19 protein-coding genes and 2 pseudogenes are annotated in these 23,777 nt (G+C 72.6%); 9 read left to right on the forward strand and 12 right to left on the reverse strand.

Features of this window, described 5'->3' with window-relative positions; translation table 11 throughout:
- The first annotated feature begins 150 nt into the window (after positions 1–150).
- Positions 151–840, forward strand: a complete 690-nt coding sequence (locus GTY67_RS06265; RefSeq protein ID WP_161278042.1) for a maleylpyruvate isomerase family mycothiol-dependent enzyme — start codon at positions 151–153, stop codon at positions 838–840.
- Positions 841–903: 63 nt separating this feature from the next.
- On the forward strand, positions 904–1,560 hold the full coding sequence (locus tag GTY67_RS06270) for an MBL fold metallo-hydrolase (RefSeq protein ID WP_161278043.1): 657 nt from the start codon (positions 904–906) through the stop codon (positions 1,558–1,560).
- Positions 1,561–1,808: 248 nt separating this feature from the next.
- Here the strand turns inward: GTY67_RS06270 and GTY67_RS06275 are convergent, their stop codons facing one another.
- The 5 genes and pseudogenes from GTY67_RS06275 to GTY67_RS06295 form a co-directional block, all read right to left on the reverse strand.
- Positions 1,809–2,822: a TerC family protein gene (locus GTY67_RS06275; protein WP_093686413.1), complete on the reverse strand. Its 1,014-nt coding sequence runs from the start codon at positions 2,820–2,822 to the stop codon at positions 1,809–1,811.
- A 242-nt stretch (positions 2,823–3,064) separates the two neighbouring features.
- Positions 3,065–5,050, reverse strand: a complete 1,986-nt coding sequence (locus GTY67_RS06280) for a TerD family protein (protein WP_161278044.1) — start codon at positions 5,048–5,050, stop codon at positions 3,065–3,067.
- Between the two features lie 114 nt (positions 5,051–5,164).
- Positions 5,165–5,743: a TerD family protein gene (locus GTY67_RS06285; RefSeq protein ID WP_093686411.1), complete on the reverse strand. Its 579-nt coding sequence runs from the start codon at positions 5,741–5,743 to the stop codon at positions 5,165–5,167.
- Between the two features lie 159 nt (positions 5,744–5,902).
- Positions 5,903–8,032 carry an excinuclease ABC subunit UvrB gene (gene uvrB, locus GTY67_RS06290; protein ID WP_161278045.1) on the reverse strand — a complete coding sequence of 710 codons (2,130 nt, stop codon included), beginning with the start codon at positions 8,030–8,032 and terminating at the stop codon, positions 5,903–5,905.
- A 120-nt stretch (positions 8,033–8,152) separates the two neighbouring features.
- Positions 8,153–8,767 (reverse strand): annotated as a pseudogene (locus GTY67_RS06295) (MHYT domain-containing protein); the annotation flags it as partial.
- A 236-nt stretch (positions 8,768–9,003) separates the two neighbouring features.
- Here GTY67_RS06295 and GTY67_RS06300 point away from each other — a divergent pair.
- From GTY67_RS06300 to GTY67_RS06310, 3 genes are all read left to right on the forward strand, one after another.
- Complete coding sequence (locus GTY67_RS06300) at positions 9,004–9,894, forward strand: glycerophosphodiester phosphodiesterase family protein (RefSeq protein ID WP_093686408.1); 891 nt, start codon at positions 9,004–9,006, stop codon at positions 9,892–9,894.
- Between the two features lie 80 nt (positions 9,895–9,974).
- On the forward strand, positions 9,975–10,532 hold the full coding sequence (locus GTY67_RS06305) for a methylated-DNA--[protein]-cysteine S-methyltransferase (protein WP_161278046.1): 558 nt from the start codon (positions 9,975–9,977) through the stop codon (positions 10,530–10,532).
- Between the two features lie 420 nt (positions 10,533–10,952).
- Positions 10,953–12,152 carry an MFS transporter gene (locus GTY67_RS06310; RefSeq protein ID WP_343238743.1) on the forward strand — a complete coding sequence of 400 codons (1,200 nt, stop codon included), beginning with the start codon at positions 10,953–10,955 and terminating at the stop codon, positions 12,150–12,152.
- Positions 12,153–12,259: 107 nt separating this feature from the next.
- Here GTY67_RS06310 and GTY67_RS06315 read toward each other — a convergent pair whose 3' ends face one another.
- Positions 12,260–12,622 carry a cupin domain-containing protein gene (locus GTY67_RS06315; protein WP_093686405.1) on the reverse strand — a complete coding sequence of 121 codons (363 nt, stop codon included), beginning with the start codon at positions 12,620–12,622 and terminating at the stop codon, positions 12,260–12,262.
- Positions 12,623–12,727: 105 nt separating this feature from the next.
- Between GTY67_RS06315 and GTY67_RS06320 the strand changes: the two genes are divergently transcribed.
- Together GTY67_RS06320 and GTY67_RS06325 are read left to right on the forward strand one after the other, a co-directional pair.
- Positions 12,728–13,660 (forward strand): pseudouridine-5'-phosphate glycosidase, encoded by a 933-nt coding sequence (locus GTY67_RS06320; protein WP_161278048.1) that lies wholly within the window; start codon positions 12,728–12,730, stop codon positions 13,658–13,660.
- Positions 13,661–13,701: 41 nt separating this feature from the next.
- Positions 13,702–14,619, forward strand: a complete 918-nt coding sequence (locus GTY67_RS06325) for a PfkB family carbohydrate kinase (protein WP_161279968.1) — start codon at positions 13,702–13,704, stop codon at positions 14,617–14,619.
- Here the strand turns inward: GTY67_RS06325 and GTY67_RS06330 are convergent.
- On the reverse strand, positions 14,616–15,260 hold the full coding sequence (locus tag GTY67_RS06330; RefSeq protein WP_161278049.1) for a uridine kinase: 645 nt from the start codon (positions 15,258–15,260) through the stop codon (positions 14,616–14,618). The genes GTY67_RS06325 and GTY67_RS06330 overlap by 4 nt on opposite strands.
- Before the next feature lie 53 nt (positions 15,261–15,313).
- Positions 15,314–15,991, reverse strand: a complete 678-nt coding sequence (locus tag GTY67_RS06335; protein WP_237502557.1) for a helix-turn-helix domain-containing protein — start codon at positions 15,989–15,991, stop codon at positions 15,314–15,316.
- 86 nt (positions 15,992–16,077) lie between these two features.
- Here GTY67_RS06335 and GTY67_RS06340 point away from each other — a divergent pair, with 86 nt between their 5' ends.
- Positions 16,078–17,289 carry a pyridoxal phosphate-dependent aminotransferase gene (locus GTY67_RS06340; protein WP_093686401.1) on the forward strand — a complete coding sequence of 404 codons (1,212 nt, stop codon included), beginning with the start codon at positions 16,078–16,080 and terminating at the stop codon, positions 17,287–17,289.
- On the forward strand, positions 17,286–17,894 hold the full coding sequence (locus GTY67_RS06345; protein ID WP_161278050.1) for a peptidase: 609 nt from the start codon (positions 17,286–17,288) through the stop codon (positions 17,892–17,894). Before GTY67_RS06340 ends, GTY67_RS06345 begins: the two co-directional genes overlap by 4 nt.
- 375 nt (positions 17,895–18,269) lie before the next feature.
- Here the strand turns inward: GTY67_RS06345 and GTY67_RS06350 are convergent.
- From GTY67_RS06350 to GTY67_RS06365, 4 genes and pseudogenes are all read right to left on the reverse strand, one after another.
- Positions 18,270–18,355, reverse strand: a pseudogene (locus GTY67_RS06350).
- A gap of 60 nt (positions 18,356–18,415) precedes the next feature.
- Entirely contained in the window at positions 18,416–19,147 is a 732-nt protein-coding gene (locus GTY67_RS06355; RefSeq protein ID WP_093686398.1) for a hypothetical protein, read from the reverse strand.
- A 79-nt stretch (positions 19,148–19,226) separates the two neighbouring features.
- Positions 19,227–20,624: an SWIM zinc finger family protein gene (locus GTY67_RS06360; RefSeq protein ID WP_161278051.1), complete on the reverse strand. Its 1,398-nt coding sequence runs from the start codon at positions 20,622–20,624 to the stop codon at positions 19,227–19,229.
- A complete protein-coding gene (locus GTY67_RS06365) occupies positions 20,621–23,662 on the reverse strand; it encodes a DEAD/DEAH box helicase (protein WP_161278052.1) in 3,042 nt (1,013 codons plus the stop codon). Before GTY67_RS06365 ends, GTY67_RS06360 begins: the two co-directional genes overlap by 4 nt.
- Positions 23,663–23,777: the final 115 nt, after the last annotated feature.

Genomic DNA, 23,777 nt, shown 5'->3' on the forward strand with positions numbered 1-23,777 from the left:
GGGGGGAACTCAGCCCCCGTTCCAGGTTATGGGGGGCGCCACAGCGATGTGGGAAGCTTTGTCTCCTCCGAGCGTATAGCACGCACATTCGATTTACGGTCGCGCTGGGACACCTTCACCCGAATGGGTGGCGGAGCTAGGCTCGGCCGCATGATGGATCATGCGCACGACCTGGGAGCTGTACGCGAAGCGACCGATCGGCTGCTCAGCGAAGCGGGTAAGTGGGACAACGCCGCACTCGCCCAGCCGTCACGGCTGCCCGGATGGAGTCGGGGCCATGTCCTGACCCACTTGTCACGTAACGCCGACGCGCTCGGAAATGTTCTCCGGGGTCTGCCGATGTACGCGAGCAGCGAAACCCGGGACGCCGACATCGAGAACGGCGCCTCCCGCCCCCTGGCCGAACAGCTGGCCGACTTCCGGGAGAGCGCGGACCGTTTGCAGGCGGTGGCCGACGAACCGGCCGACTGGTCCCGTACGGTCACCCTGCGCAACGGTGTGACGGATTCCGCCTCCCGGGTCCCCTTCCGCCGGCTGATCGAGGTGGAGATCCACCATGTCGACCTGGACGTCGGCTACGAGCTGGAGGACCTGCCGGAGGGGTTCACGGAGCGGGAGATCGTCTTCCTCACCGACCGCTTCAGCGGCCACCCGGACGTTCCCGGCACCACGGTGACCGCCGAGGACGGCCGCGCCTGGACCACGGGCGGCGGGGCGGACGGCCCGGCCGTGGAGGTACGGGGTACGGCGGCCGATCTCCTCGGCTGGCTGGCCGGCCGCCGCGACGGCTCGGCCCTGGAAGTGACCGGGGGCGCGCTGCCGCCGCTGCCCCCGCTGTAGACGCCTTCCACCGGGGCCCGGGACACCGTCCGGGCCCCGCCGGGACGGATTAGGGTGAGCCGTATGACGTACAGCGGAGCGGTGAAGGTCGGCGGACCGGCGAGCGTGCACGAACTGACGGATCTGATGATCTCCAAGGTCGCCGTCGGCGCGATGAACAACAACGCCTATCTGCTGCGCTGCCGGGCCACCGGCGAGCAGCTCCTGATCGACGCGGCGGCCGAGCCCGCGACCCTGCTGGCACTGATCGGTGACGACTCCATCGCCTCCGTGGTCACCACCCACCGGCACGGCGACCACTGGCAGGCGCTGGCCGAGGTGGTGGCGGCCACCGGCGCCCGTACGTACGCGGGCCGCTACGACGCCGAGGGCATCCCGGTCGCCACGGACGTGCTCGTCGAGGACGGCGACACGGTCACCGTGGGCCGGGTGGAGCTGACCGCCCGCCACCTGGTCGGCCACACGCCCGGCTCCATCGCACTGGTCTACGACGACCCGCACGGGGCCCCGCACCTGTTCACCGGGGACTGCCTCTTCCCCGGCGGGGTCGGCAACACGCACAAGGACCCCGAGGCGTTCGCGAGCCTGCTGCACGACGTCGAGACGAAACTGTTCGACCAGCTGCCGGACGAGACCTGGGTCTACCCGGGCCACGGCAACGACACGACCCTCGGCGACGAGCGCCCGCATCTGCCGGAGTGGCGGGCGCGGGGCTGGTAGCCGACGGGGACCCTTGTGCTGCGGGCAGTGTCAGACCCGCAGACCAGGGTCCCGGCATGACCTTCACCGTGCCGGAGGCGGCACGCGTCGTTCTGGACCTCGATGGACGCCGGCCGCCCTTCGCCGGCGCGGCCCACGACCGTCTGGGCCTCGGCCATTGACTGAACAGCGGCCGGGGTGGACGGCTCGCGCCGTTCCGCCCCGGCCGCTGCCGGTGAACTCCTCGTGCCGCCCCGGGCGGCCCGGGGTCAGCTGCTGACGCTCTCGGTCTCCTCGTCGGCCGCGTCGAGGGACTTGGCCTTGGCGGCCGCCTCGGCCTCCTCCTGCTTCTTGTTGGCGATCAGGCTGGTGATCGTGGTGACCACCAGGACGCCGCAGATGACGGTGAGGGAGAACGGGATCGAGATCTCGGGCACGTGCACCCCGGACTCGTGCAGGGCGTGCAGCACCAGCTTGACGCCGATGAAGCCGAGGATCACCGACAGGCCGTAGCTGAGGTGGACCAGCTTCTTCAGCAGACCGCCGATGAGGAAGTACAGCTGGCGCAGGCCCATCAGCGCGAACGCGTTGGCCGTGAAGACGATGTACGGGTCCTGGGTGAGGCCGAAGATCGCCGGGATCGAGTCCAGCGCGAAGAGCACGTCGGTGGTGCCGATGGCGAGCATGACCACCATCAGCGGGGTCATGACGCGCTTGCCGTGCTTCTGGATGAAGAGCTTCGTGCCGTGGTACTGGTCGGAGACCCCGAAGCGCTTCTCGATGGACTTGAGGAGGCGGTTCTCCTCGAACTCCTCTTCCTCCTCGCCGGCCCGCGCCTCCTGGATGAGCTTCCAGGCGGTGTAGATCAGGAACGCGCCGAAGATGTAGAACACCCACGAGAAGTTCGCGATCACGGCGGCACCGGCGGCGATGAAGATCGCCCGGAGCACCAGGGCGATCAGCACACCGATGAGCAGCACCCGCTGCTGGAGGTGCGAGGGCACCGAGAACTTCGCCATGATCAGGACGAAGACGAAGAGGTTGTCGACGCTCAGCGACTTCTCGGTGATGAATCCGGCGAAGAACTCGCCGGACGCCTGGCTGTTGCCGAACACCAGCAGGCCGAGTCCGAAGAGGACGGCCAGCGCGATCCAGACGACCGTCCAGATCCCGGCTTCCTTGGTCGACACGTCATGGGGCTTGCGCCCGATGAAGAAGTCGACGGCGATCAGGGCTGACAGCCCAAAGATGGTCAGGGCCCAAAGGGTCCATGAAACGTCCACTGCGCCTCCGGCAGTTCGCTACGGCTACTGATCAGCGTCGTCGCTGCCGGAGGTCTCTTCCACCCTGGCACACGGGATGCGCGCCGGGCCGACGCCCCGGGACCGGTCACGGTCCGTACTGACGGGAACGTCGCGTAAGGAGTACTCCCCTCCGTGCACCGAACAGTACAGGCATCACCAAGGAAAGGTAAAGAAAACAGTAAAGAGTTCACCAAAAGTGCAGGTCAGATTGGGTACGCAGCTCAGCGGCCCGCAGCTTTCCGGGCGGCCGCGACCGCCGCGAGGACCTGCTCCAGGACCTGGCTGCCCGGTGGTGTCACCGGCGGCTCATATGTCCAGGCGTGACCGACCCAGGGGTCGGCGAGGTGACTGTCGGCGACCGGTGTGATCCGCAGCAGCGAGCGCCACAGGGGGTCGAGGACCGGTCCGTACGCATTCGCATCTTCGCGGTCCGCGACCATCAGCAGATGCACGCCGACCGCTGGGCCCTCGTCGGCGAGGTAGCGGAGCTGGGTGACGGCCCGGTCGTCGAAGCCGTGCGGGAAGTCGTTGACCACCAGGAGCTGCTCGCCGGTGTCCAGGTCGGGCGGGAGCGAGTCGGCCGCACCGGCGCGCACCGCCATCTGCACCAGGTCCACGCGGCGGGTGAGGTGGGCGAGGACCGAGGCCACGCCCTGGGGCCCGGCGGCCGGCGGACCGGCGAGGACGCCCGCCTCGACCAGCGGCGCCAGCGGCCCGGCAGCCGCACCCGCCGGGTCGATGACATGGACCGAGAACTCGCCGGGCGGGTAGACCGCGAGCAGCCGGGCCGCGTGCAGGACGGCGGTCTCCATCGCGAGGCGGCGCAGCCGGTCGCTGTCCATGAGGGCGGCGGCCTCGGAGCCCGTACGCCCGCTGTCGACCCATATCCCCCGCTCCAGCGGCAGCCGGACCAGCAGCGGGATGCGCAGGCCGGGACGCTCGGGCAGATGGAGGTCGCCCAGACGCAGGGCCATCGGCAGCTCCATCGGGATGCGGTGGGCGTGCCAGACGGGGTTGTCCCAACCGGCGTACGCGGCGGGGAGCGCGGGTTCGACGACGGCGGTCTCGGCGGCCAGCTGGGCGAGGTCGCGGTCGAGGACCTCACGGGCCCGGGCGGTCAGCTCGTCGCGTTTGGCGCGGGCCTCCTCGCGGGCGCGGTCGCCCGCGCCGCCGATCCGGTTGCGCGGGTCGGAGAGCGACCGGTCCACCTCCTGCTCCATCCGGGACTCGGCGAAGTCCACGGCGCTGCGGTAGGCAGCGGCGGCCCGGGCCAGGTCCTCGAACATGCCCCAGATCTGGTTGTAGAGCCGCTCGTCCATCGACCAGCCGGTGGCGTCCCCGGCGACCGGTTGCGGGGGCTGCCCCGGCTGGGCCGGGGGCGGAGTGGGAGGCGGCGTCGGCGGGGCGGCGTGCTGACGGCGCGGGTGCGCGTAGTTGATGGGGCCGCCGGGGGCGGTGCCGGTACCGGGGCCCGCTGCGGGGTTCGTTCCGGTGCCGGTCGGCGGGTGCGCGGGGGTCGCGGCAGCCTGGGGCGCGGTCGGGGGATGCGCGGCTGAGGGGTCCGCGGGCGGCGCGGGCCGGTCCGGCGTTCCGGAAGCCTGTCGTACGCGGTCGCCTTCGGGGGTCCGGGGCGGCGGCGGGGCCACCGAGCGGGCCAGGGACCGGGAGACCGCCTCCTGGATGGACGCGGCCAGCTCGGCCGCCTGAGCCAGGCCCTGGTCGGCGAGCATCTCGGCCAGGCCGGCCGCGTACCCCTGTCCGACGGCCCGGACCTTCCAGGCGCCCTGGCGGCGGTAGAGCTCCAGGGCGCTGACCGCCGTCTCGGTGTCGAGGCCGGTGAGCGTGAAGGTGGCGATCTCGGTGCCGTCGAGTCCGGTGACGGCGACGAAGGGGGCGGCGGTGGCGCCGAATCTGGCCGGGCCGCCGACGCCCACCGGGAGGGCGAGGAGCACGGTGACCCGGTGCGCCTCGGCGGGTACGGCTTCCAGGTCGACGGCGAGGCGGTGGGCGGCCGCGGCCTGGCGGGAGACTTCGAGGCCGGGCAGCTGCGGCGAGCCGGGGTGGGCGATCCACCCGGCGCCGCGCACCACGCCGTTCTCGTCGGCGAGGGTGGCACCGGCCACGACGGGTGAGCCCGCCGACACCCGGATCTCCAGACGGGTCCGGGGCAGGACGTGGTTCTGCCCCCGGACCAGTTCGGCCGTCATTGCGCTGCCCCCTCGACGATGTGTACTGCGTCGGCGCCGCGCGGTGCAGCTCCCGGAAGCGGGTGCCTCCGGGAGCTGCACGTGCCGGTGCCGGTCTGTTCCGGTCCGGTCCGCCTACAGGTGCGGAAGGATGGACGGCATCAGGTCCTGGAAGGTGCGGCCGTTGGCCGGGTTCCCGAGGGCCGTCATCTGCCATCCGGCGCCCGAGCGGTGCACCTTCGCCATGATCTGGGCGGTGTACTGGCCGCCGCCGTCCAGCGTGTACCGGGCGAGCTCCTGGCCGTTGGTCTCGTCGACGATGCGGCAGAAGGCGTTCTGGACCTCCTGGAACGTCTGGCCGGTGAAGGAGTTCACCGTGAAGACGATCTGGTCGATGTGGACCGGGACGCGCTGGAGATCGACGAGGATCGCCTCGTCGTCGCCGCCCGAGCCGGCGCCGCCGACCAGGTTGTCCCCGGTGTGCTTGACCGAGCCGTCGTCGCTGACGAGGTGCCGGAAGAAGACGACGTCGACCGGCTGCTTGTCGGCGAAGAGCACCGCCGAGGCGTCCAGGTCGATCTCCCGGGTGCGCGAGCCGAACAGACCGCGGCGCGGAGCCGCCTGCCAGCCGAGCCCCATCCGTACCGCGGTCAGGGTCCCCCCGTCGCTCTTCTGCAGGCTGATGGCCTGACCCTTGGTCATGTTGACCGTCACGCGCTGTCCCCTCTCGGCATTGCCCCGCAACCGTCCGTGTGCGGTTTCTCCGCACCCTACGCATTCCCCCGGGCGCGGCAGCAGGCTCGGTCCCTTTTTGTGTCGGTCTTGCAACACACCGGGCGCGCGGCGATCGCGGCTCGCCCGGTGTGCCGGGCCTCAGGCGAGGCCCGCCTCCTTCATCTGGCGCAGCTCCTTCTTCAACTCGCCCACCTCGTCGCGCAGCCGGGCGGCCACCTCGAACTGAAGGTCGGCGGCGGCAGCGCGCATCCGGTCGGTCATCTCCTCGATGATTCCGGCCAGTTCGGTCGCGGGGCGGTCGCTGACGACCGCGCCGGGCGACGCTCCCCGGCCCTTCGCGCCCCCCTTGGCCGCCTTCACCCCGAGGGTAGGCACGGGGGTCTTGGCCTCCTTGCCCTGGCGGTAGCCGGTGCCGAGGAGCTGCTCGGTGTCGATCTCCTCGCGGGCGATGGTCGCGACGATGTCGTTGATCTTCTTGCGCAGCGGCTGCGGGTCGAGGCCGCGCTCGGTGTTGTAGGCGATCTGCTTCTCACGGCGGCGGTTGGTCTCGTCGATGGCCTGCGCCATCGCCGGGGTCACCTTGTCCGCGTACATATGGACCTGGCCGGAGACGTTTCGCGCGGCGCGTCCGATGGTCTGGATGAGCGAGGTGCCCGAGCGCAGGAAGCCCTGCTTGTCGGCGTCGAGGATGGCCACGAGGGAGACCTCGGGGAGGTCGAGGCCCTCACGGAGCAGGTTGATGCCGACCAGGACGTCGTACTCACCGGAGCGCAGCTCGCGCAGCAACTCGATGCGGCGCAGGGTGTCGACGTCGCTGTGCAGATACCTGACCTGGATGCCGAGCTCCAGGAAGTAGTCGGTGAGGTCCTCCGACATCTTCTTGGTGAGGGTGGTGACCAGGACCCGCTCGTCGCGCTCGGTGCGCTTGCGGATCTCGTGCACCAGGTCGTCGATCTGGCCCTCGGTGGGCTTGACGACGATCTCGGGGTCGACCAGGCCGGTGGGGCGGATGATCTGCTCCACGAAGCCGTCGCCGCGCGAGAGCTCGTACTTCCCCGGGGTGGCGGAGAGGTAGACCGTCTGGTCGATCCGCTTCAGGAACTCCTCCCACTTCAGCGGGCGGTTGTCCATCGCGGACGGCAGCCGGAAGCCGTGGTCGACGAGGGTCCGCTTGCGGGAGGCGTCGCCCTCGTACATCGCGCCGATCTGCGGCACGGTGACGTGGGACTCGTCCAGGACGAGCAGGAAGTCCTCGGGGAAGTAGTCGAGGAGGGTGTTGGGCGCGGTGCCGGGGGCGCGCTCGTCGAAGTGCATCGAGTAGTTCTCGACGCCGGAGCAGCTGCCGATCTGGCGGAGCATCTCGATGTCGTACGTGGTGCGCATCCGCAGCCGCTGGGCCTCCAGCATCTTGCCCTGCTTCTCCAGCTCGGACAGGCGCTCCTGGAGCTCCTCCTCGATGCCCCGGACGGCCCGCTCCAGCCGCTCGGGCCCGGCCACATAGTGGCTGGCGGGGAAGACGTACAGCGACTGGTCCTCGCTGATCACCTCGCCGGTCAGCGGGTGCAGGGTGGAGAGGGCCTCGATCTCGTCGCCGAACATCTCGATGCGGACGGCGAGCTCCTCGTAGACCGGGAAGATCTCGATGGTGTCGCCCCGGACCCGGAAGGTGCCGCGGGTGAACGCGAGGTCGTTGCGCGTGTACTGCATCTCCACGAACCGGCGCAGCAGCTGGTCGCGGTCGGTCTCCTCGCCGACCTTGAGCTGGACCATGCGGTCCACGTACTCCTGGGGCGTACCGAGGCCGTAGATGCAGGAGACGGAGGCGACCACGACGACGTCGCGCCGGGTGAGCAGCGAGTTCGTCGCCGAATGGCGCAGCCGCTCCACCTCCTCGTTGATGGAGGAGTCCTTCTCGATGTAGGTGTCCGACTGCGGGACGTACGCCTCGGGCTGGTAGTAGTCGTAGTACGAGACGAAATACTCCACCGCGTTGTTCGGCAGGAGTTCGCGGAACTCGTTGGCCAGCTGGGCGGCGAGCGTCTTGTTCGGCGCCATCACCAGGGTGGGGCGTTGCAGCTTCTCGATCATCCAGGCGGTGGTCGCCGACTTGCCGGTGCCGGTCGCGCCGAGCAGGACGACATCCTTCTCACCTGCGCGGATGCGCCGCTCCAGTTCGGCGATGGCCGCCGGCTGGTCGCCGCTGGGCTGGTAGGGACTGACGACCTCGAAGGGCGCCACCGAACGTTCGATCTTGGAAACGGGCCGCATGCAACCACCGTACGGCCACCCACTGACAACGGCCTCGGATCGGCGCCGCGCGGGCCGTCCGGCGGCCGGGGGGGGCGGCGGAAGCGATCAGTCCGGAGGGAGGTGGCCGGAGGTGGCTCCGGGCGCGGAGGGGTGCAGGTGCACACCGAGCGCGGCCATCCCGGTGTAGTGCATCCCGGTCACCGCGACGGCCATCATGGCGCCCGCGCCCAGCCCCGAGAGGAGGGCACGGGGGGAGAGGGCGGCCCGGAGCGCGGCCGTGGCGGCGGTCGCGGCGATCAGGACCGAGAGGACGACGAGGGGGGTCTCGTAGGTGAAGTGCCCCCCGAAGCGGATGCCCGCCATCCCCAGGTAGTGCGTGGAGGCGATGCCGAGGCCGGTGAGGGCGCCGCCGGTGATCAACGCCATGCGGGTCGCGCCCCGGTACCCGACAATGAAGAGGCCGACGCCGGCCATCACGACGGCCACGGCCAGACCGGCGATGACATGGGGTTTGTCGTGGGAGAGCGGTGCCTCCACGACGGTGAAGCCCGTCATCGCCACGTAGTGCATGGTCCAGATCCCTGAGCCGATGGACAGCGCACCGAGCGCCAGCCGGCCGGTCCTGAAGGAGCGTGCCGTGCGGGGAGACCTGACGGTGAAGCGGAGTCCGAGAGCGGCCCCCAGGCAGGCCACGAGGAAAGCCAGGACCGGGATCACCGGGCCATGGGTGAATCCTTCAACCGTTCCCTGCACGCCTGCACGCCCTTCGAGAAAGCCCGGGTTCGAGGGGGATCCCCCAGGGTCCGACAGGCATATGTAAAGAACACATTTTATCGGCACGGGACGGTGCTCCCGGCCCCCCGGCGTGTATCCCGGGCCACTCCGGTGGCGCGGATTCCGTTCATTCCGCGGCCATCGCCGCCCCGCCCGGTGTTGGTGGACCGCTGCCAGTCTCGTCGTGTCCGCACACTCCGATACGAGGAGTCCCCGTGTTCGTACGCACCGCAACCGCCTCCACCGCCGCCGCGGCCGTACTCGGCGCCGGCGCCCTGCTGCTGCCCGCCGCCCAGCCGCAGGAGACGACCGCCTGGACCCCGGACCGGTCGGCGGGCCCCGTCGTCGTGGCCCACCGGGGCGCGTCGGGCTACGCACCGGAGAACACGCTCGCCGCCGTGGATGCCGCGAAGGCGCTCTCCGTCGACTGGGTGGAGAACGATGTCCAGCGCACCAAGGACGGCGTGCTCGTCGTGCTGCACGACACCGACCTGAAGCGCACGACGAACGTCGAGGAGGTCTTCCCCGGCCGTGCGCCGTGGGCGGTCAAGGACTTCACCGCCGCCGAGGTGGCGAAGCTGGACGCGGGCAGCTGGTTCGGGAAGCAGTTCGCGGGGGCCCGGGTGCCGACGCTCACCCAGTTCGTGGACCGCCTGGAGCGCAACCGGCAGAAGCTGCTCCTGGAGATCAAGAGCCCGGCGGCCTACCCGGGCATCGAGAAGGACATCCTGCGCGTGCTCGGCCAGGCCGGGTGGCTGGACCGGACGCACGTACGGGACCGGCTGGTCATCCAGAGCTTCGGCGCCGACAGCGTCAAGCAGGTGCACGCCCTGCGCCCGGACATCACCACCGGCTTCCTGGGCACCCCGGCGGTGGCCGACCTCCCCTCGTACGCGGCGTTCACCGACCAGATCAACCCCTCGTACGCCACGATCGGCGCCGACTACGTGGCGGCCGTGCAGCGGCTCAAGGGCCCGCACGGCAAGCCGCTGCGGGTGAACACCTGGACGGTCAACGACGCGGCCAACGCGGCGAAGGCCCGCGCGTACGGCGTCGACGGCATCATCACCAACTACCCCGACGTGGTGCGCGACGCCACGCGCTGACGCGGCGGAGGCAGGGGCCGGCCCGTCGGTTGCCGCCGACGGGCCCGTCGTTGTCAGTGGCCGGTCGTACCGTGGACGGCATGAACAGCTACGGGGCCGGTGGAGAGCCGGTCGTCGAGTGGTCCGTCGTGGAGAGCGCCATCGGGCCGCTGCTGCTCGCCGCGACCTCCGCCGGTCTGGTGAGCGTGGCCTTCCACGCCCGGCCCGACGTGCGGGACGCGGCGCTCGCCCAGCTGCGGAACCGGCTGGGCGCGGAGCCGGTGGAGGCGCCCGGCTCGGCGCGGCTCGCCGAGCCGATACGCAGGCTCGCGGCGTACTTCGCGGGTGAGCGGCAGGACTTCGGCCTGGAGCTGGACTGGTCGCTGACGGCCGGCTTCCACCGCGAGGTGCTCCGCGAGCTGGAGTCCGGGGTGCCCTACGGGACGGTCGTCGGGTACGGGGAGCTGGCCGCGCGGGTCGGCCGGCCGGAGGGGGCGCAGGCGGTGGGGGCCGCCATGGGGTCCAACCCGCTGCCGGTGGTGGTGCCCTGCCACCGGGTGGTGGAGAGCGACGGCGGCCTGGGCGGGTTCGGGGGCGGGCTGGAGACGAAGCGGCAGCTGCTGGCACTGGAGGGGGTGCTTCCGCAGCCGCTGTTCTAGGGGCGCCACGTCCGGTCCCGGGGGCGCCGTGTCCGGCGGCGGTCGAGGGGCCTCCGGCAGCTCTGCCGGCGCCTGCCCGCCGACCGTTCCGGCGGGGGGGACCGGCGGATGACCGGCGTGTTCCGGCGGGCGACCGGCGGCTGGTGCTCCGGAGGGTGGCCGACGGCTGCTCCAGCGGGTGAGCTGCGGGGGTTCCGACGGCTACCGGCACCTGCTCCGGAGGGTGACCGGCGCCTGTTCCGGCCGGTGACCGGCAGCCGGTGCGATTCCCGGACGCTTCGGCGGCCGGTTCACCCGTACGGGTGCAACACCCCGTTCATCTGATGGCACACTGCGCCGGTGACACCATCCCTCCCCCGCTCCGCCGCGCCCCCCGTCACGGCGGCCGCGCTGCCCGGGCTCCAGCGCCGCACGTCGGCCGTGCTCGTCGTCAGCCAGATACTCGGCGGCCTCGGTGTCGCCATAGGCATCGCCCTGGCCCCGATGCTGGCCACCGAGGTGACCGGCTCCGAGGCCCTGTCCGGGCTGGCCCCGACCGCGTCCGTCGCCGGTACGGCGCTGCTGTCGCTGCCGCTGGCCGCCCTGATGACCTCGCGCGGCCGACGCCCCGGCCTGGTGCTCGCCTATCTGATCGGCGCGCTCGGCGGCGCCCTGGTGGTCCTCGGCACGGTGGCGCGCAGCTTCCCGCTGTTGCTGCTCGGGATGGCCGCGTTCGGCGCCGGGTCCTCCGCCAACCTCCAGGCCCGGTTCGCGGCGGCCGACCTGGTCGGGCCGGAGCGGCGGGGCCGGGCGATCTCCACCGTCGTCTGGGCCACCACCATCGGCTCCGTGGTGGGCCCCAACATCGCGGCCCCGGCGGGCCGCCTCTTCCGCGGGAGCCCGGTGCCCGAGACCGCGGGCCCCTACCTCTGGTCCGCGGTCGCCTTCCTGCTCGCCGGGGTGATCGTGGCCGTCCTGCTGCGCCCGGACCCGCTGCTCACGGCGCGTGCGCTGGCGCCGCAGGGCGCCCATAGCGGGCGGAAGCGGTCGCTGCGCGCCGGGGTCGCGGCCGTACGGGAGTCGCCGATGGCCAAGCTGGCCCTGGGGACCGTCACCGTGTCGCACACCGCGATGGTGTCGATCATGGTCATGACCCCGGTCCATCTGGGCGGCCACGGCGCCGGTCTTCAGCTGATCGGGCTGGTCATCAGCGGCCATATCGCGGGCATGTACGCGTTCTCACCGGTGATGGGGTGGCTGGCCGACCGCTTCGGCCGGCTCTCCGTGATCGGCCTCGCGGTCGGTCTGCTGAGCTGCGCCGCGCTGCTCGCGGGCACCGCGGGGCCCCGGCACGGCCAGACCGCCCTGGGCCTGTTCGTGCTGGGCCTCGGCTGGTCGGCGGGGATGATCGCCGGTTCGGCGCTGCTCACCGACTCCGTGCCGCAGGACGCCCGGGCGGCGGTGCAGGGCCTGTCGGACCTCACCATGAACGCGGCGGCGGGCATCGGCGGAGCGACGGCCGGGGTGATCGTCGCCCAGTGGGGGTACGGCCCACTGAACGCGATCGGTGCCGCCCTGTTGCTGCCGGTGGCCGCGCTGGCGATGCGGCGGAGCATGAAGCCGTCCGCCGCCGGAGCCTGACGCCGTCGGGCCATGCAGGCCCCCCAGACCCCGCAGGCCCGGCAGGCCCGACCCCACAGGCCCCGCGAGCCTCTGAGACCTCATGGGTCCCGCAGGCCCCACAAGCCTCAGAGGCTGATGTGGTACGCCTTGCGGAGCGTCTCGTGGACCGTCCAGGTCGTCCGGTCGCCCTCGCGCAGGACACAGGCGTCCCCGGGCCCGATCTCCAGGGTCGCGCCGCCCTCCACCGCCACGGTGGCCCGCCCGCTGACGACCACGAACAGCTCGTTCGCCTCGGTGTCGGTGACCACGCCCGGGGTGATCTGCCAGATCCCGCGCACCTGCTTGCCGTCGGGGGACTCCCACAGCACCTTGCCCGTCACCACGGGCTCGCCCGAGACGATCTGTGCCGGATCGAGGGGCTCCGGTTCGAGGTCGGCGTCCGGGATGTGCACGGCGAAGGAGGCGGGGGCCTGGTCATTTGTCGTCATGGGCGGTCACCCTAGCGACCACTTCCGGCCGTCCCGTCACCAGGACCGGCCGGAACCCGTCCTCCCGTGGTTTGCGGCCCTCCTGACCGCGACAGGGATGGGGGCATGCCACAGAACACCGACACCTCCTACGAGCCGGTCCTCTCCACCGAGGTACGCGCGGCCCTGGCGGGCGGGGTCCCCGTCGTGGCCCTGGAGTCGACGATCATCGCGCACGGGCTGCCGCGCCCCCGCAACCTCCGGGTGGCCACCGAGCTGGAAGGGATCGTCCGGTCCGCCGGCGCGGTCCCGGCCACCATCGCCGTCCTGGACGGGCAGGCCCATGTGGGGCTGGAGAAGGACCAGTTGGAGCGGGTGGCCGGGGATCCGGCGGTCCGGAAGCTGGGCCACCGCGATCTCGCCCCCGCACTCGCGCTCAGGGCGAGCGGAGCGACGACGGTCTCCGCGACCGCGTTCCTGGCGGCTCGGGCGGGCCTGCGCTTCTTCGCCACCGGCGGACTCGGCGGCGTACACCGGGAGTGGGCCGACAGCCAGGACGAGTCGGCCGATCTGCGGCTGCTCGCCCGCACCGGGATCACGGTGGTCTGCGCGGGCGTGAAGTCGATCCTCGACGTCCCGGCGACGCTCCAGCGCCTGGAGACCCTGGGGGTGGGCATCCTCGGTTACGGCACCGACCACTTCCCCGGCTTCTATCTGCGCAGCTCCGGCCAGCCGGTCGACTGGACCGTCAACAGCCCGGAGGAGGTGGTCGAGGCGGTGCGGGCGAAGGAGGCGCTGGGCGGCCCGGAAGCCGCGCTGATCGTCGCCAATCCCGTACCGGAACAGGACCAGTTGGACCCCGCGCTGCACGACCGGGTGCTCGCGGAGGCCCTCGACGCGTGCCGGGAGCGCGGGATCACCGGGCAGGGTGTCACCCCGTTCCTGCTGGACCAGCTGATGCGGCGGACCGAGGGCGCGTCGCTGGAGGCGAACCTCGCGGCGGTACGCGGGAACGTGCGGCTCGCGGCACGGATCGCCGCAGTGGCAGCCGTACGGTGAACGGCGCCGACCCGGCGGCGTACGGCGGCGACGGCCGTACGGTGTCCGGGGCGGGCCCGGCGCGAGGGCGCGGGCTCCTCGTGGTCGGGGACGTGGTCACCGACATCGTGGCGCTCCACGGCTCCCCGCTCGTCCACGGCACGGACACCGCCGCCCGGATCCGGAGCGTGCCGGGCGGCGCGGGCGCCAACGTGGCGTGCTGGGCGGTGCGTTCGGGGTGCCGGGAGGCGGCGCTGCTCGCCCGGGCCGGGGCCGAGTCCGCCGAGTGGCACCGGGACGCGCTGGAGCGGGCGGGGGTGCGGGCACTGTTGGCGGTGGACGAGGAGGTGGCGACCGCGACCGTCATCTCCCTGGTGGACGCCGCCGCCGAGCGGACGTTCCTCACCGACAGCGGGGCCGTGCTGCGGCTCGCCCCCGAGGACTTCGCGCCCTCGATGCTGGACGGCGTGGGGTGGCTGCACCTCTCCGGCTACCTCCTGTTCGCCGCGACCAGCCGCGCCACGGCGCGGCTCGCCCTGCGGACGGCCCGGGAACGGGGCATTCCGGTGAGCGTGGATCCGGCGTCGGCGGGGTTCCTGGCGGAGCTGGGGCCGAAACGGTTCCTGGAGTTCGCCGAGGGGGCCGAGCTGCTGCTGCCGAACGCGGACGAGGCCCGGCTGCTGACGGGCCTGCGCGAACCAGCTGACGCGGCCGCCGAGTTGAGCCGGGCGTTTCCCCGGGTCGCCCTCACCCTCGGCGACCGGGGTGCGGTGCTGGCCGCCGGGGGTGCGGTGACGGGCCAGGTCCGTGCCCGGGCGGTCCGCGACCCGGTCGACTCGACGGGCGCGGGTGACGCGTTCACCGGCGGGTACCTCGCGGCCCTGCTGGCCGGGGCGGACGACGAGGCCGCAGCGGCGGAGGGCTGCCGGACCGGGGCCGAGGCGGTGGCCACGGTGGGCGGCCGCCCGCCCCTCCCCTAGAAGCCGCCCAGCACCGACCACGCCGGATGGAGCGGGTCGTCCGCGCGCACGACCACGTCCGCCTGCTCGGCGGGCGCCACCTCCTCTTCGTACCGGGCGAAAGCGGGCAGCGTCCACCGCTCCCCCTCCGCCGTGCGCCGCCGCAACGCCCCCGGCGAGAGCCGCACATGGACGCTCAGCGCGAACGGGAACCAGTGGCCCAGCAGCAGCGGCCCGTGCACGATCACCACCCCGCCCTCCGGCAGCGGGTGGTACGGCGTACGCGTCGCCCGGTCGGTGACCGGGTCCCACAGATCGGGCAGCACCCGCCCGGAGCCGCCCGCCTCCAGTGGCCCGAACACCTCGCGCCAGAGCGCGCCCGTGTCGAACCAGCTGTCGACGTACGAGTCCGGGTCCTCCTTCCCGTACTCGAAGCGCAGGCTCGCCGGGCGCAGGAACCCCTCGGTGGGGACCACGAGCACCGACCGGCCGCGCAGCCTCAGCTCATCGGCGAGGCGTTCGGCCAGGTCACCGGTGCGGGCGGCCGGGGCGCCGTCGATGCCGAGGGTGAGCCAGGGGGCTCCGTCGGCGGCGGTCAGGCCGTCGCTGTGCCGGGCCAGCTCGCCGGCCAGCCGTTCCCAGGTGATCGCTTCGAGTCGCACGCCTCCATCATCCATCCCGGGAGACGCGCCCTGTGGAGGTGACGACCGGCGCCTCACTCGCCCCGCAGCTCGGTGGCGAGCGGTCCTTCCCCCGTCACCTCGATCCGCCCGTCCTTGACCGCCTCCGCGAGGGTCACGCCGCCGCGTCCCAGCTCCAGGCAGAGTTCGGCGTCGAGGGTGATGCGGGCGTCGGGCCGGGGCGCCGGGCCGAACCCGTACGGCTCGCCCTCGGCCCCCATCGCCGCGCCCCCTCCCGTACGGACATGGAACTCCCCCTCGTCCAGACGCACTTCGAGGACGCCCTCCTGCGTCAGCCCCGTCAGTGCGGGCAGCAGCGGCAGGGCGAACCAGTGGGCCCGTACGGCGTCGGTCGGGCGGCGTTCGGTGAGCGCCGGGGCTCCCCACTCGGCGAGGGCGGTGAGGACCGGCAGCAGGCCGTGGCCGCGCTCGGTCAGCTCGTAGACCGAGGCGGCGGCGGGCGGCGGGAGTCTGCGGCGTACGGCGAGGCCGCCCTGCTCCATGTCCTTGAGGCGGGAGGCCAGGACGTCGGTGGAGACGCCCGGGAGGTCGGCGTGGAGGTCGGTGTAGCGGCGGGGTCCGGCGAGCAGTTCGCGGACGATCAGCAGCGTCCACCGGTCGCCGACGGAGTCGAGGGCGCGGGCGGAGGCGCAGAACTGGTCGTAGCTCCGGCGTCTGACGGGGCGTGATGCGGCGGGCTGCTGACGTGGCATGCGACGCAGTCTAGACATGTTGTTGGACTTTCCAAGCTCTCACTTGGTAAAACCAAGTATCGCAGTTCGGCTCGGGGAGGCACCGCATGGAGTTCCGGCAGTCCAGCAAGCTCAACGAGGTCTGTTACGAGATCCGGGGGCCGGTCATCGAGCACGCCAACGCCCTGGAGGAGGCGGGCCACAGCGTGCTCCGGCTCAACACGGGCAACCCGGCGCTCTTCGGCTTCGAGGCGCCGGAGGAGATCGTCCAGGACATGATCCGGATGCTGCCCCAGGCGCACGGCTACACCGATTCGCGCGGCATCCTCTCCGCCCGGCGGGCGGTGGCCCAGCGCTACCAGGCCATGGGGCTCACCGAGGTCGGTGTCGACGACATCTTCCTCGGCAACGGGGTCTCCGAGCTGATCTCCATGGCCGTGCAGGCGCTGCTGGAGGACGGCGACGAGGTGCTGATCCCCGCTCCGGACTTCCCGCTCTGGACGGCGGTCACCACGCTCGCGGGCGGCAAGGCCGTGCACTACATCTGCGACGAGGAATCCGACTGGAACCCGGATCTCGCCGACATGGCCGCCAAGATCACCGACCGGACCAAGGCCGTCGTGATCATCAACCCGAACAACCCCACCGGCGCGGTCTATCCGCGCGAGATCCTGGAGGGCATCCTCGATCTCGCGCGCCGGCACGGGCTGATGGTCTTCGCCGACGAGATCTACGACCAGATCCTGTACGACGGGGCCGAGCACCACAGCGCCGCCGTCCTCGCCCCCGACCTGGTCTGCCTCACCTTCAGCGGGCTCTCGAAGACGTACCGGGTGGCAGGCTTCCGCTCCGGCTGGATGGTGGTCTCCGGTCCGCAGCAGCACGCCCGCAACTATCTGGAGGGCCTCACCATGCTGGCCTCCATGCGGCTGTGCCCCAACGCCCCTGCCCAGTACGCCATTCAGGCCGCGCTCGGCGGGCGGCAGTCCATCCGGGAGCTGGTGGCGCCGGGCGGCAGGCTGCACGAGCAGCGGGACCGTGCCTGGGAGCGGCTGAACGAGATCCCCGGGGTCTCGTGCGTGAAGCCGAAGGGCGCGCTGTACGCGTTCCCGCGCATCGATCCGAAGGTGCACCCGATCGTCGACGACGAGAAGTTCGTGCTGGACCTGCTGTTGCGGGAGAAGATCCAGGTGGTGCAGGGCACGGGCTTCAGCTGGCCGCGCCCGGACCACTTCCGCATCCTGACCCTCCCGTACGCCGACGACCTCGACGCGGCGATCAGCCGCATCGGCCGCTTCCTGAACGGATACCGCCAGTGACCTGTGCCCTCTGCTCCGTCCCCGTCCACACCCAGTTCGCCACGCCGGAGCTGGTGGGGGCGATCGTAGAGGGCGGGCTGGATCCGGTCGAGGACCCGGGCTGGGCGGAGTCGGGGGCGGGTTCGCGCGAGGAGTACGCGCGCTGGGCGGGTCATCTGTGCGGTATGACCTGCCTGCGCATGGCGCTGGGCTCCGACGCGCCCTCGCTGTTCGAACTGCGGGACGGGGCGCTGAAGTACGGGGCGTACACGGAGGACGTGGACGGGGTGATCCGGGGCCTGGTCTACGCGCCCTTCGCGGAGTACGTCAGCGAGGTGTACGGGCGCGAGGCCACGGTCCACCGGCACCTGGAGGTGGACGGGATCCCCGCACTGCTGGACGCGGGCCGGACGGTGCTGGCCTCCGTCCACTACGGGATCCGGCATCCGGAGCTGCCTGCTCCGGGGCGGGGCGGACATCTGGTGCTGGTGACGGCACGGACGGCCGACGGGTCCGGTCTGCACTTCCACAACCCGTCGGGGACGGATGCCGGGACGCGGTCGGCCGTGCTGCCGCTGACGGAGTTCGAGCGCTTCTTCGCGGGGCGGGGCGTCTCGCTGGTGTGACGCACCCGCCCTCGGAACCGGAACCTCCGGAAGCGGGAGCGGGAGCGGGAGCGGCGGGTCGGCCGGGAACCGGAACGGGCCCGCCGGTCCCGGAAACGGGAGCGGGCCCGGAGGCGTAGCCGGCCTCCGGGCCCTGAGAGTGCCACCCATCTTGCACGCCGGCACGTTTAAGGGTCCGGGTCAGTCATGATGTCGTCGCGTCCTGCCTTTGGACCACCGCAGATCGGAGCTCTGCGGGCCGGACTTGAACCGGCATCTCGACGCGCGCGGGCCCGGGCCCGTTCGATCCGGCGATCGGCGGCGAATGCTGAGTCTGGAGCAAGAGTCTGAGATTGACGGCGGTCTGCCTCTGCCTGCTTGGGCTACTCCGGCCCGTGCCGGAGGGAGGAGTCGAACCTCCACTGGAACCGCGCCTTCACGACAAGCTTCAGTTTCAGCTTGCGCTCCTCGCGCACCCCGGCCCCCTTGATCGGCGGCCGGGGAATCCATGGTCGGTCACCCGAAGAGATGACCGAGGCCGGTCACCCGAAGAGGTAACCGAATACCGCATCACCCACCCGCTGGTCGGTGACCTCGACGCCGTTGGCCTCCTCGCGGGCGAACTTCACGGCCTGCTGGAGCTTCTCGACCCGGTCCAGCAGCTCGTTGACGCGTCGCGCGGGCAGCGCCCCGGAGAACTTGACCGTCGTCCAGTAACCGATCGGGATGTCCTCGTAGTACACCTCGACCTGCGCCGGGTGCTTCTCGGTGGCCTCCGCCTTCACATGGTTGCGGGGCACCTTCTTCGTACGGAGGGTCCGGACCGGCTCGGTCTTCCAGGAGTCGGTGGACGGGTCCTGCACCCAGGCCTCGGCGGCGTCCAGCACCGGCAGCTTGCGGATGAAGGTGTTGAGGTCGGTCAGCTGCTTCTCCAGGAAGAGCAGATACGACACCGGCACCTCGGCCACCAGCACCCGGCCGTCGACCTTCACATCGGCCCGGGCCGAGCAGTTCGCCCAGTCCTTCGTGGCGGTCACATCGAAGAGCCGGGTGAGCGTGGCGGCGGTGTCCCGCAGCACGTCCTCGGCCTTGACCTGGACCAGCGTCGACTCGGGCGGAAGCTGCTCGCCCTCCTCGTCCTTGGGCTGGTAGGTCCGGGAGATACCGGCCAGCAGTCCGGCCTTCTGGAGGCCGTGGTGTGCTGCCGTCAGGTCCTGGTGCGCCTTGGACTTGACGCCCTTCTCCACTGCGATGATCTGATTGAGTTTCGCCACGTCGAGGACGCTAACAGCGCCAACTGGGCTGTGGCCAAGGGTTTTACCGTACGCAGGTGTCACCGGGCGTCTCCGGATGTCACCGGACGTACGACGGGTCGGTTTCGTCAAGGGCCGCCGTGTCCGTGTCGCCGGCCAGCAGGGCTTCGAGCGCGGCGACCGGGTCGGGGTCCGGGGTGGCGCGGGGCCACCAGTCGTCGGCGCCGGGGTCGGACTCGTAGCCGTACCAGCGGGCGTCGTGGCCGAAGCGGAGCTGGAACGTGCCGGCCGGGTGGGTGAGGTGGTTGCGCCAGGGCGTGAAGCGCGGGAAGTCGGCGGCGGCCAGCAGGGGCCTGGCCCGGTCGAAAGGTCCCGCCGGAGGGTCCCAGGGCGTCTCCAGGACCGTGAGCCCCTCGGCGCCGCCCTGCCGCCAGGCCGCCACCGCACGGGCCAGGTCGGTGGTGTTGCGGCCGGTGGCGTGGGCCAGCTCGCGGTAGAGCGCGCGGGTGGTGGCGGTGAGCCCGGCGGTCGGGCGGGAGGCGGCGATCCGGACCGCGTCCTGCCAGGGGGTGAGCCCGGCGAGCGGATCGCGGCCCGTCGTCAGCAGGGCGTGGGCGCGGGTGGCGGCGTCGGTGGCGAGGTGGTCCAGGCCCAGCGGATCGCGCGCACCCGGCAGGTCCGGGTAGGACGGCGGCTGGCCCGGATACGGCGGTACGGGGAGGGGCGCCGGGAGCGGCGGCAGGTAGCGGTCCGCGAGGGCTTCCGCCGCCGGGACCGACGGGACAGCGGGGGCGGCGGGGCGCTCGCGGGCGGTGTGGACGGCGTTGCGGCGGCCCAGCTCGTCCAGCAGCTCGCGCTCGCCCCGGCCCCGCATCAGCAGCAGGACGAACGGGTCGCTGTCCAGCAGCCGTGCGGTCTGGTAGCAGAGGGCGGCGACATGCTTGCAGGGCCGGCCGTGGTCGGGGCACGTACAGCTCGGGTCCAGGTCGTCGCCGGGCAGCAGCCGGACGTCCGCCTCCCGCGCGGTGTCGGCCAGGGAGTGCGGCATCTCCTTCGCCAGCAGGGCGGAGAGATGGCCGGGGTGGGCGGCGACCGCGTCGAGGAGGGTGTCCCAGCCGGTGTCGGCGAAGGTGCGCAGCCGCAGCTCGGCGCGGTAGGGGCGGGCGCGGCTGCCGTGCACATAGGCGACCACGCGGCCGGGGGTGACGGTGATCGCGGCGACCTTGCCCTCGTCGGCGTACGCGCGGCCGCGGGCGAGCCGGGCCCCGTCCATCGACAGCGACTCCAGCGCGGCCACCCAGGCGCGGCCCCACCAGCTGTCGGCGAAGGGCTCGCCCTCCTGCGAGGTGCGGGCGGGCACCGCTTCGAAGGTGCGCCGCAGATCGTCGGGACCGGGGCGGGCGCGGGGGGCCGAACGCGGGGCGGGGCGCGAGGCCGGACCGGGTGCCGGACGGGACGGCGAACCGGGTGTCGACCGGGGGCTCATGTGCGGGCTCATGCGGGCCTCCGCAGCGAGACGAGGTCGGCGAGATCGCGGTCGCTCAGCTCGGTGAGGGCGGTCTCGCCCGTGGAGAGGACCGCGTCGGCGAGGGCGCGCTTGGACTCCAGCAGCTCGGCGATCCGGTCCTCCACCGTGCCCTCGGCGATGAGGCGGTGGACCTGCACGGGCTGGGTCTGGCCGATGCGGTACGCCCGGTCGGTGGCCTGCTCCTCCACGGCCGGGTTCCACCAGCGGTCGTAGTGGATGACATGGGCGGCCCGGGTGAGGTTCAGCCCGGTCCCGGCGGCCTTGAGGGAGAGCAGGAAGACGGGGACCTCGGCGGACTGGAAGCGGTCCACCATCCGCTCCCGCTCGGGCACCGGCGTACCGCCGTGGAGGAGCTGCGAGGGGATGGCCCGGGAGGCCAGGTGCGCGGAGAGGAGCTTGGCCATCGTCACGTACTGGGTGAAGATCAGGACCGAGCTGTCCTCGGAGAGGATCGTGTCCAGCAGCTCGTCCAGCAGGGCGAGCTTGCCGGAGCGGCCGGTGAGCCGGGTGGGCTCCTCCTTCAGATACTGCGCCGGGTGGTTGCAGATCTGCTTGAGCGCGGCCAGCAGCTTCATCACCAGCCCGCGCCGGGCGATGCCCTCGGCCCCTTCGATCTGCGCCATCGTCTCGCGCACGGCCGCCTCGTAGAGCGTGGCCTGCTCCCGGGTGAGGGAGACGGGGTGGTCGGTCTCCGTCTTGGGCGGCAGCTCGGGGGCGATGCCGGGATCGGACTTCTTGCGGCGGAGCAGGAAGGGGCGGACCAGCCGGGCGAGCCGCTCGACGGCCTCCTCGTTGCCCAGGCCCGCGGCCGTGCCGGTGTTCTCCACGATCCGGGCGTGCCGGGCCCGGAACGCCTTGAGCGGGCCGAGCAGTCCGGGGGTCGTCCAGTCGAGGAGGGCCCAGAGCTCAGAGAGGTTGTTCTCCACGGGGGTGCCGGTCAGGGCGACCCTGGCCGGGGCGGGGATGGTGCGCAGGGCCTTCGCGGTGGAGGAGTGCGGGTTCTTGACGTGCTGCGCCTCGTCGGCGACGACCAGACCCCAGGTGTGCGCGGCGAGTTGGGGCGCGCTGGAGCGCATGGTGCCGTACGTGGTGAGGACGAAGCCCCCGTCCGGCTCGCCCAGGGTCCGGTCGGTGCCGTGGAAGCGGCGGACCGGGACGCCGGGGGCGAAGCGGTTGATCTCCCGGTGCCAGTTGCCGAGGAGGGAGGCGGGGCAGACGACCAGGGTGGGGGCCTGCTGCGCGCGGTGCAGGTGGAGGGCGATCAGGGTGATCGTCTTGCCGAGGCCCATGTCGTCGGCGAGGCAGCCGCCGAGCCCGAGCGAGGTCATCCGGTCCAGCCAGGCCAGGCCGCGCAGTTGGTAGTCGCGCAGGGTCGCGTCGAGGCCGGGCGGCGGGGCGATGGGGGTGTCGTCGGCGAGGATCCGCGTACGGAGTGCGGCGAGGGCTCCGGCGGGGACGGCCTCGACCTGCTCCCCGTCCACCTCGGCGGACCCGGTGAGGGCGACGGCCAGCGCGTCCACCGGGTCCAGCAGCCCCAGCTCCCGCTTGCGCGCCTTCCGTACGAGGGCGGGGTCGACGACCACCCACTGGTCGCGCAGCCGCACCACCGGGCGGTGGGCCTCGGCGAGGGTGTCCATCTCCGCTTCGGTCAGCCGCTCGTCGCCCAGGGAGAGCTGCCAGTTGAAGGCGAACAGCTGCTCGGCGTCGAAGAACGAGGTGCCGTCGGTGGCCGATCCGGGTGCGGGCCGCACGACGGCGGCGGCGGTGAGCGAGCGGGCCAGCTCGCGGGGCCAGTGCACCTCGACCCCGGCGGCCGCCAGCCGGGCCCCCGCGTCGCTCAGCAGCTCGTACAGCTCGTCCTCGGTGATCGCGAGCACATCGGGGGCGGGCTGGTCCAGCAGCCGTTCCAGCGGGGCCCAGACCCGGGCGGCCCGGCGCAGCGCCAGCACCGCGTCGACCCGGGCGCGCGGCCCGAACGGCTCACCCGCCGCGCCGTGCCAGAGGGCGGCCGCGTCGACCACATACGTCGGGTCGGCGAGGCTGTGCACCTGCACGACGGCCGCGGCGGCGTGGCGGACCGCCGGATCGTCCGGGTGCGCCGCGCGGCCCGGGTGCGCCGGGCGCTCCGAACCGTTCTGGTCGGCGTCCTCCCCGGCGGCCGTGACGGCGTAGGTGTCGGCGGTGTCGAACAGCTCGTAGGCGGAGAGGTCCAGGCGGAGGGAGACCCGTACCCCCGCGTCCAGGCCTGAGGCCACCTCGACGGCCCAGGTGGCGGCGTGCGGCAGGTGCTGCGGCTCCCGGGCGGCGAAGGGCGCGCCCATCGCGAAGGCGGCGGCGGGGGTGCGCGGGAGCGTGTCGGCGACGGCGTCCAGGAAGGACCCGATCAGCGCCTCCGGGTCGGGGAGCCGGGGCGGGGCCTGCTCCGGGAGCGGTGTCGCGTACCCCTCGACGGGCATCGCGGCGGCGGTGGCCCGCAGATGCGCGACGTCCTCGGCGTCGCGCGGGCCCGCCCGCCAGGCGTCGTGGCCGTCCGCCGTGAGTCCGGGCAGCAGCCTGCCGCGCGCGACCAGGTGGAGCGCGTGGAGCGCGGCCGCGCCCCAGCAGCGGGTGGCGGGGTGGGCGGACGCCTGGTGCCGGGCGCGGACGAGGACGGGGAGCGCGTCGGCCACGGGGAGCAGCGCGGCGGGCACCTCGACGCTCCGGACCCCGGGCTTGCCCCGGCCCGGGGGCCCGTCCGGCCGGACGACGGTGAGCTGGGACGCGCTGTACGGCACGGTGTCGGCCGGGGCCCGGTCGTCGGCGTAGGCGTCGTCCGCGTAGGCGAAGGAGGACCCGTCCCGCGTGGCCGCGTCGGCGACCGCGTGCGGGTCCCAGAAGGCGATGTGGCCGTCGCGCGGGACCGGGCCGGGCAGGAAGACCGCGGCGCAGCGCAGCAGGCGGCCGACGTCCGCGGTGTGCGACGCGCCACCGCGCGGGTCGTGTGCGTCCCGAGCCTCTTGTGCTGCCATTCCGGCCACCCCCTCCCACCTGTTCCACTGATCCGGCCGGCACGGTTCATGCTGACTCTGCGAGTCTAGGCGGGAGGTCTGACAACCCCTCCCCCGGCCGCGTCACCGCAGCTCA

The sequence above is a fragment of the Streptomyces sp. SID8374 genome, assembly GCF_009865135.1.
In the GTDB taxonomy this organism is placed as follows: domain Bacteria; phylum Actinomycetota; class Actinomycetes; order Streptomycetales; family Streptomycetaceae; genus Streptomyces.

What these genes read in the sequence shown, in the direction of transcription:
- GTY67_RS06335 (WP_237502557.1), bottom strand. Translation starts at nt 15,991, where the DNA reads ATGCCACGTCAGCAGCCCGCCGCATCACGCCCCGTCAGACGCCGGAGC.
- uvrB (WP_161278045.1), bottom strand. Translation starts at nt 8,032, where the DNA reads ATGCGGCCCGTTTCCAAGATCGAACGTTCGGTGGCGCCCTTCGAGGTC.
- GTY67_RS06270 (WP_161278043.1), top strand. Translation starts at nt 904, where the DNA reads ATGACGTACAGCGGAGCGGTGAAGGTCGGCGGACCGGCGAGCGTGCAC.
- GTY67_RS06360 (WP_161278051.1), bottom strand. Translation starts at nt 20,624, where the DNA reads ATGAGCCCGCACATGAGCCCCCGGTCGACACCCGGTTCGCCGTCCCGT.
- GTY67_RS06315 (WP_093686405.1), bottom strand. Translation starts at nt 12,622, where the DNA reads ATGACGACAAATGACCAGGCCCCCGCCTCCTTCGCCGTGCACATCCCG.
- GTY67_RS06280 (WP_161278044.1), bottom strand. Translation starts at nt 5,050, where the DNA reads ATGACGGCCGAACTGGTCCGGGGGCAGAACCACGTCCTGCCCCGGACC.
- GTY67_RS06320 (WP_161278048.1), top strand. Translation starts at nt 12,728, where the DNA reads ATGCCACAGAACACCGACACCTCCTACGAGCCGGTCCTCTCCACCGAG.
- GTY67_RS06365 (WP_161278052.1), bottom strand. Translation starts at nt 23,662, where the DNA reads ATGGCAGCACAAGAGGCTCGGGACGCACACGACCCGCGCGGTGGCGCG.
- GTY67_RS06340 (WP_093686401.1), top strand. Translation starts at nt 16,078, where the DNA reads ATGGAGTTCCGGCAGTCCAGCAAGCTCAACGAGGTCTGTTACGAGATC.
- GTY67_RS06265 (WP_161278042.1), top strand. Translation starts at nt 151, where the DNA reads ATGATGGATCATGCGCACGACCTGGGAGCTGTACGCGAAGCGACCGAT.
- GTY67_RS06305 (WP_161278046.1), top strand. Translation starts at nt 9,975, where the DNA reads ATGAACAGCTACGGGGCCGGTGGAGAGCCGGTCGTCGAGTGGTCCGTC.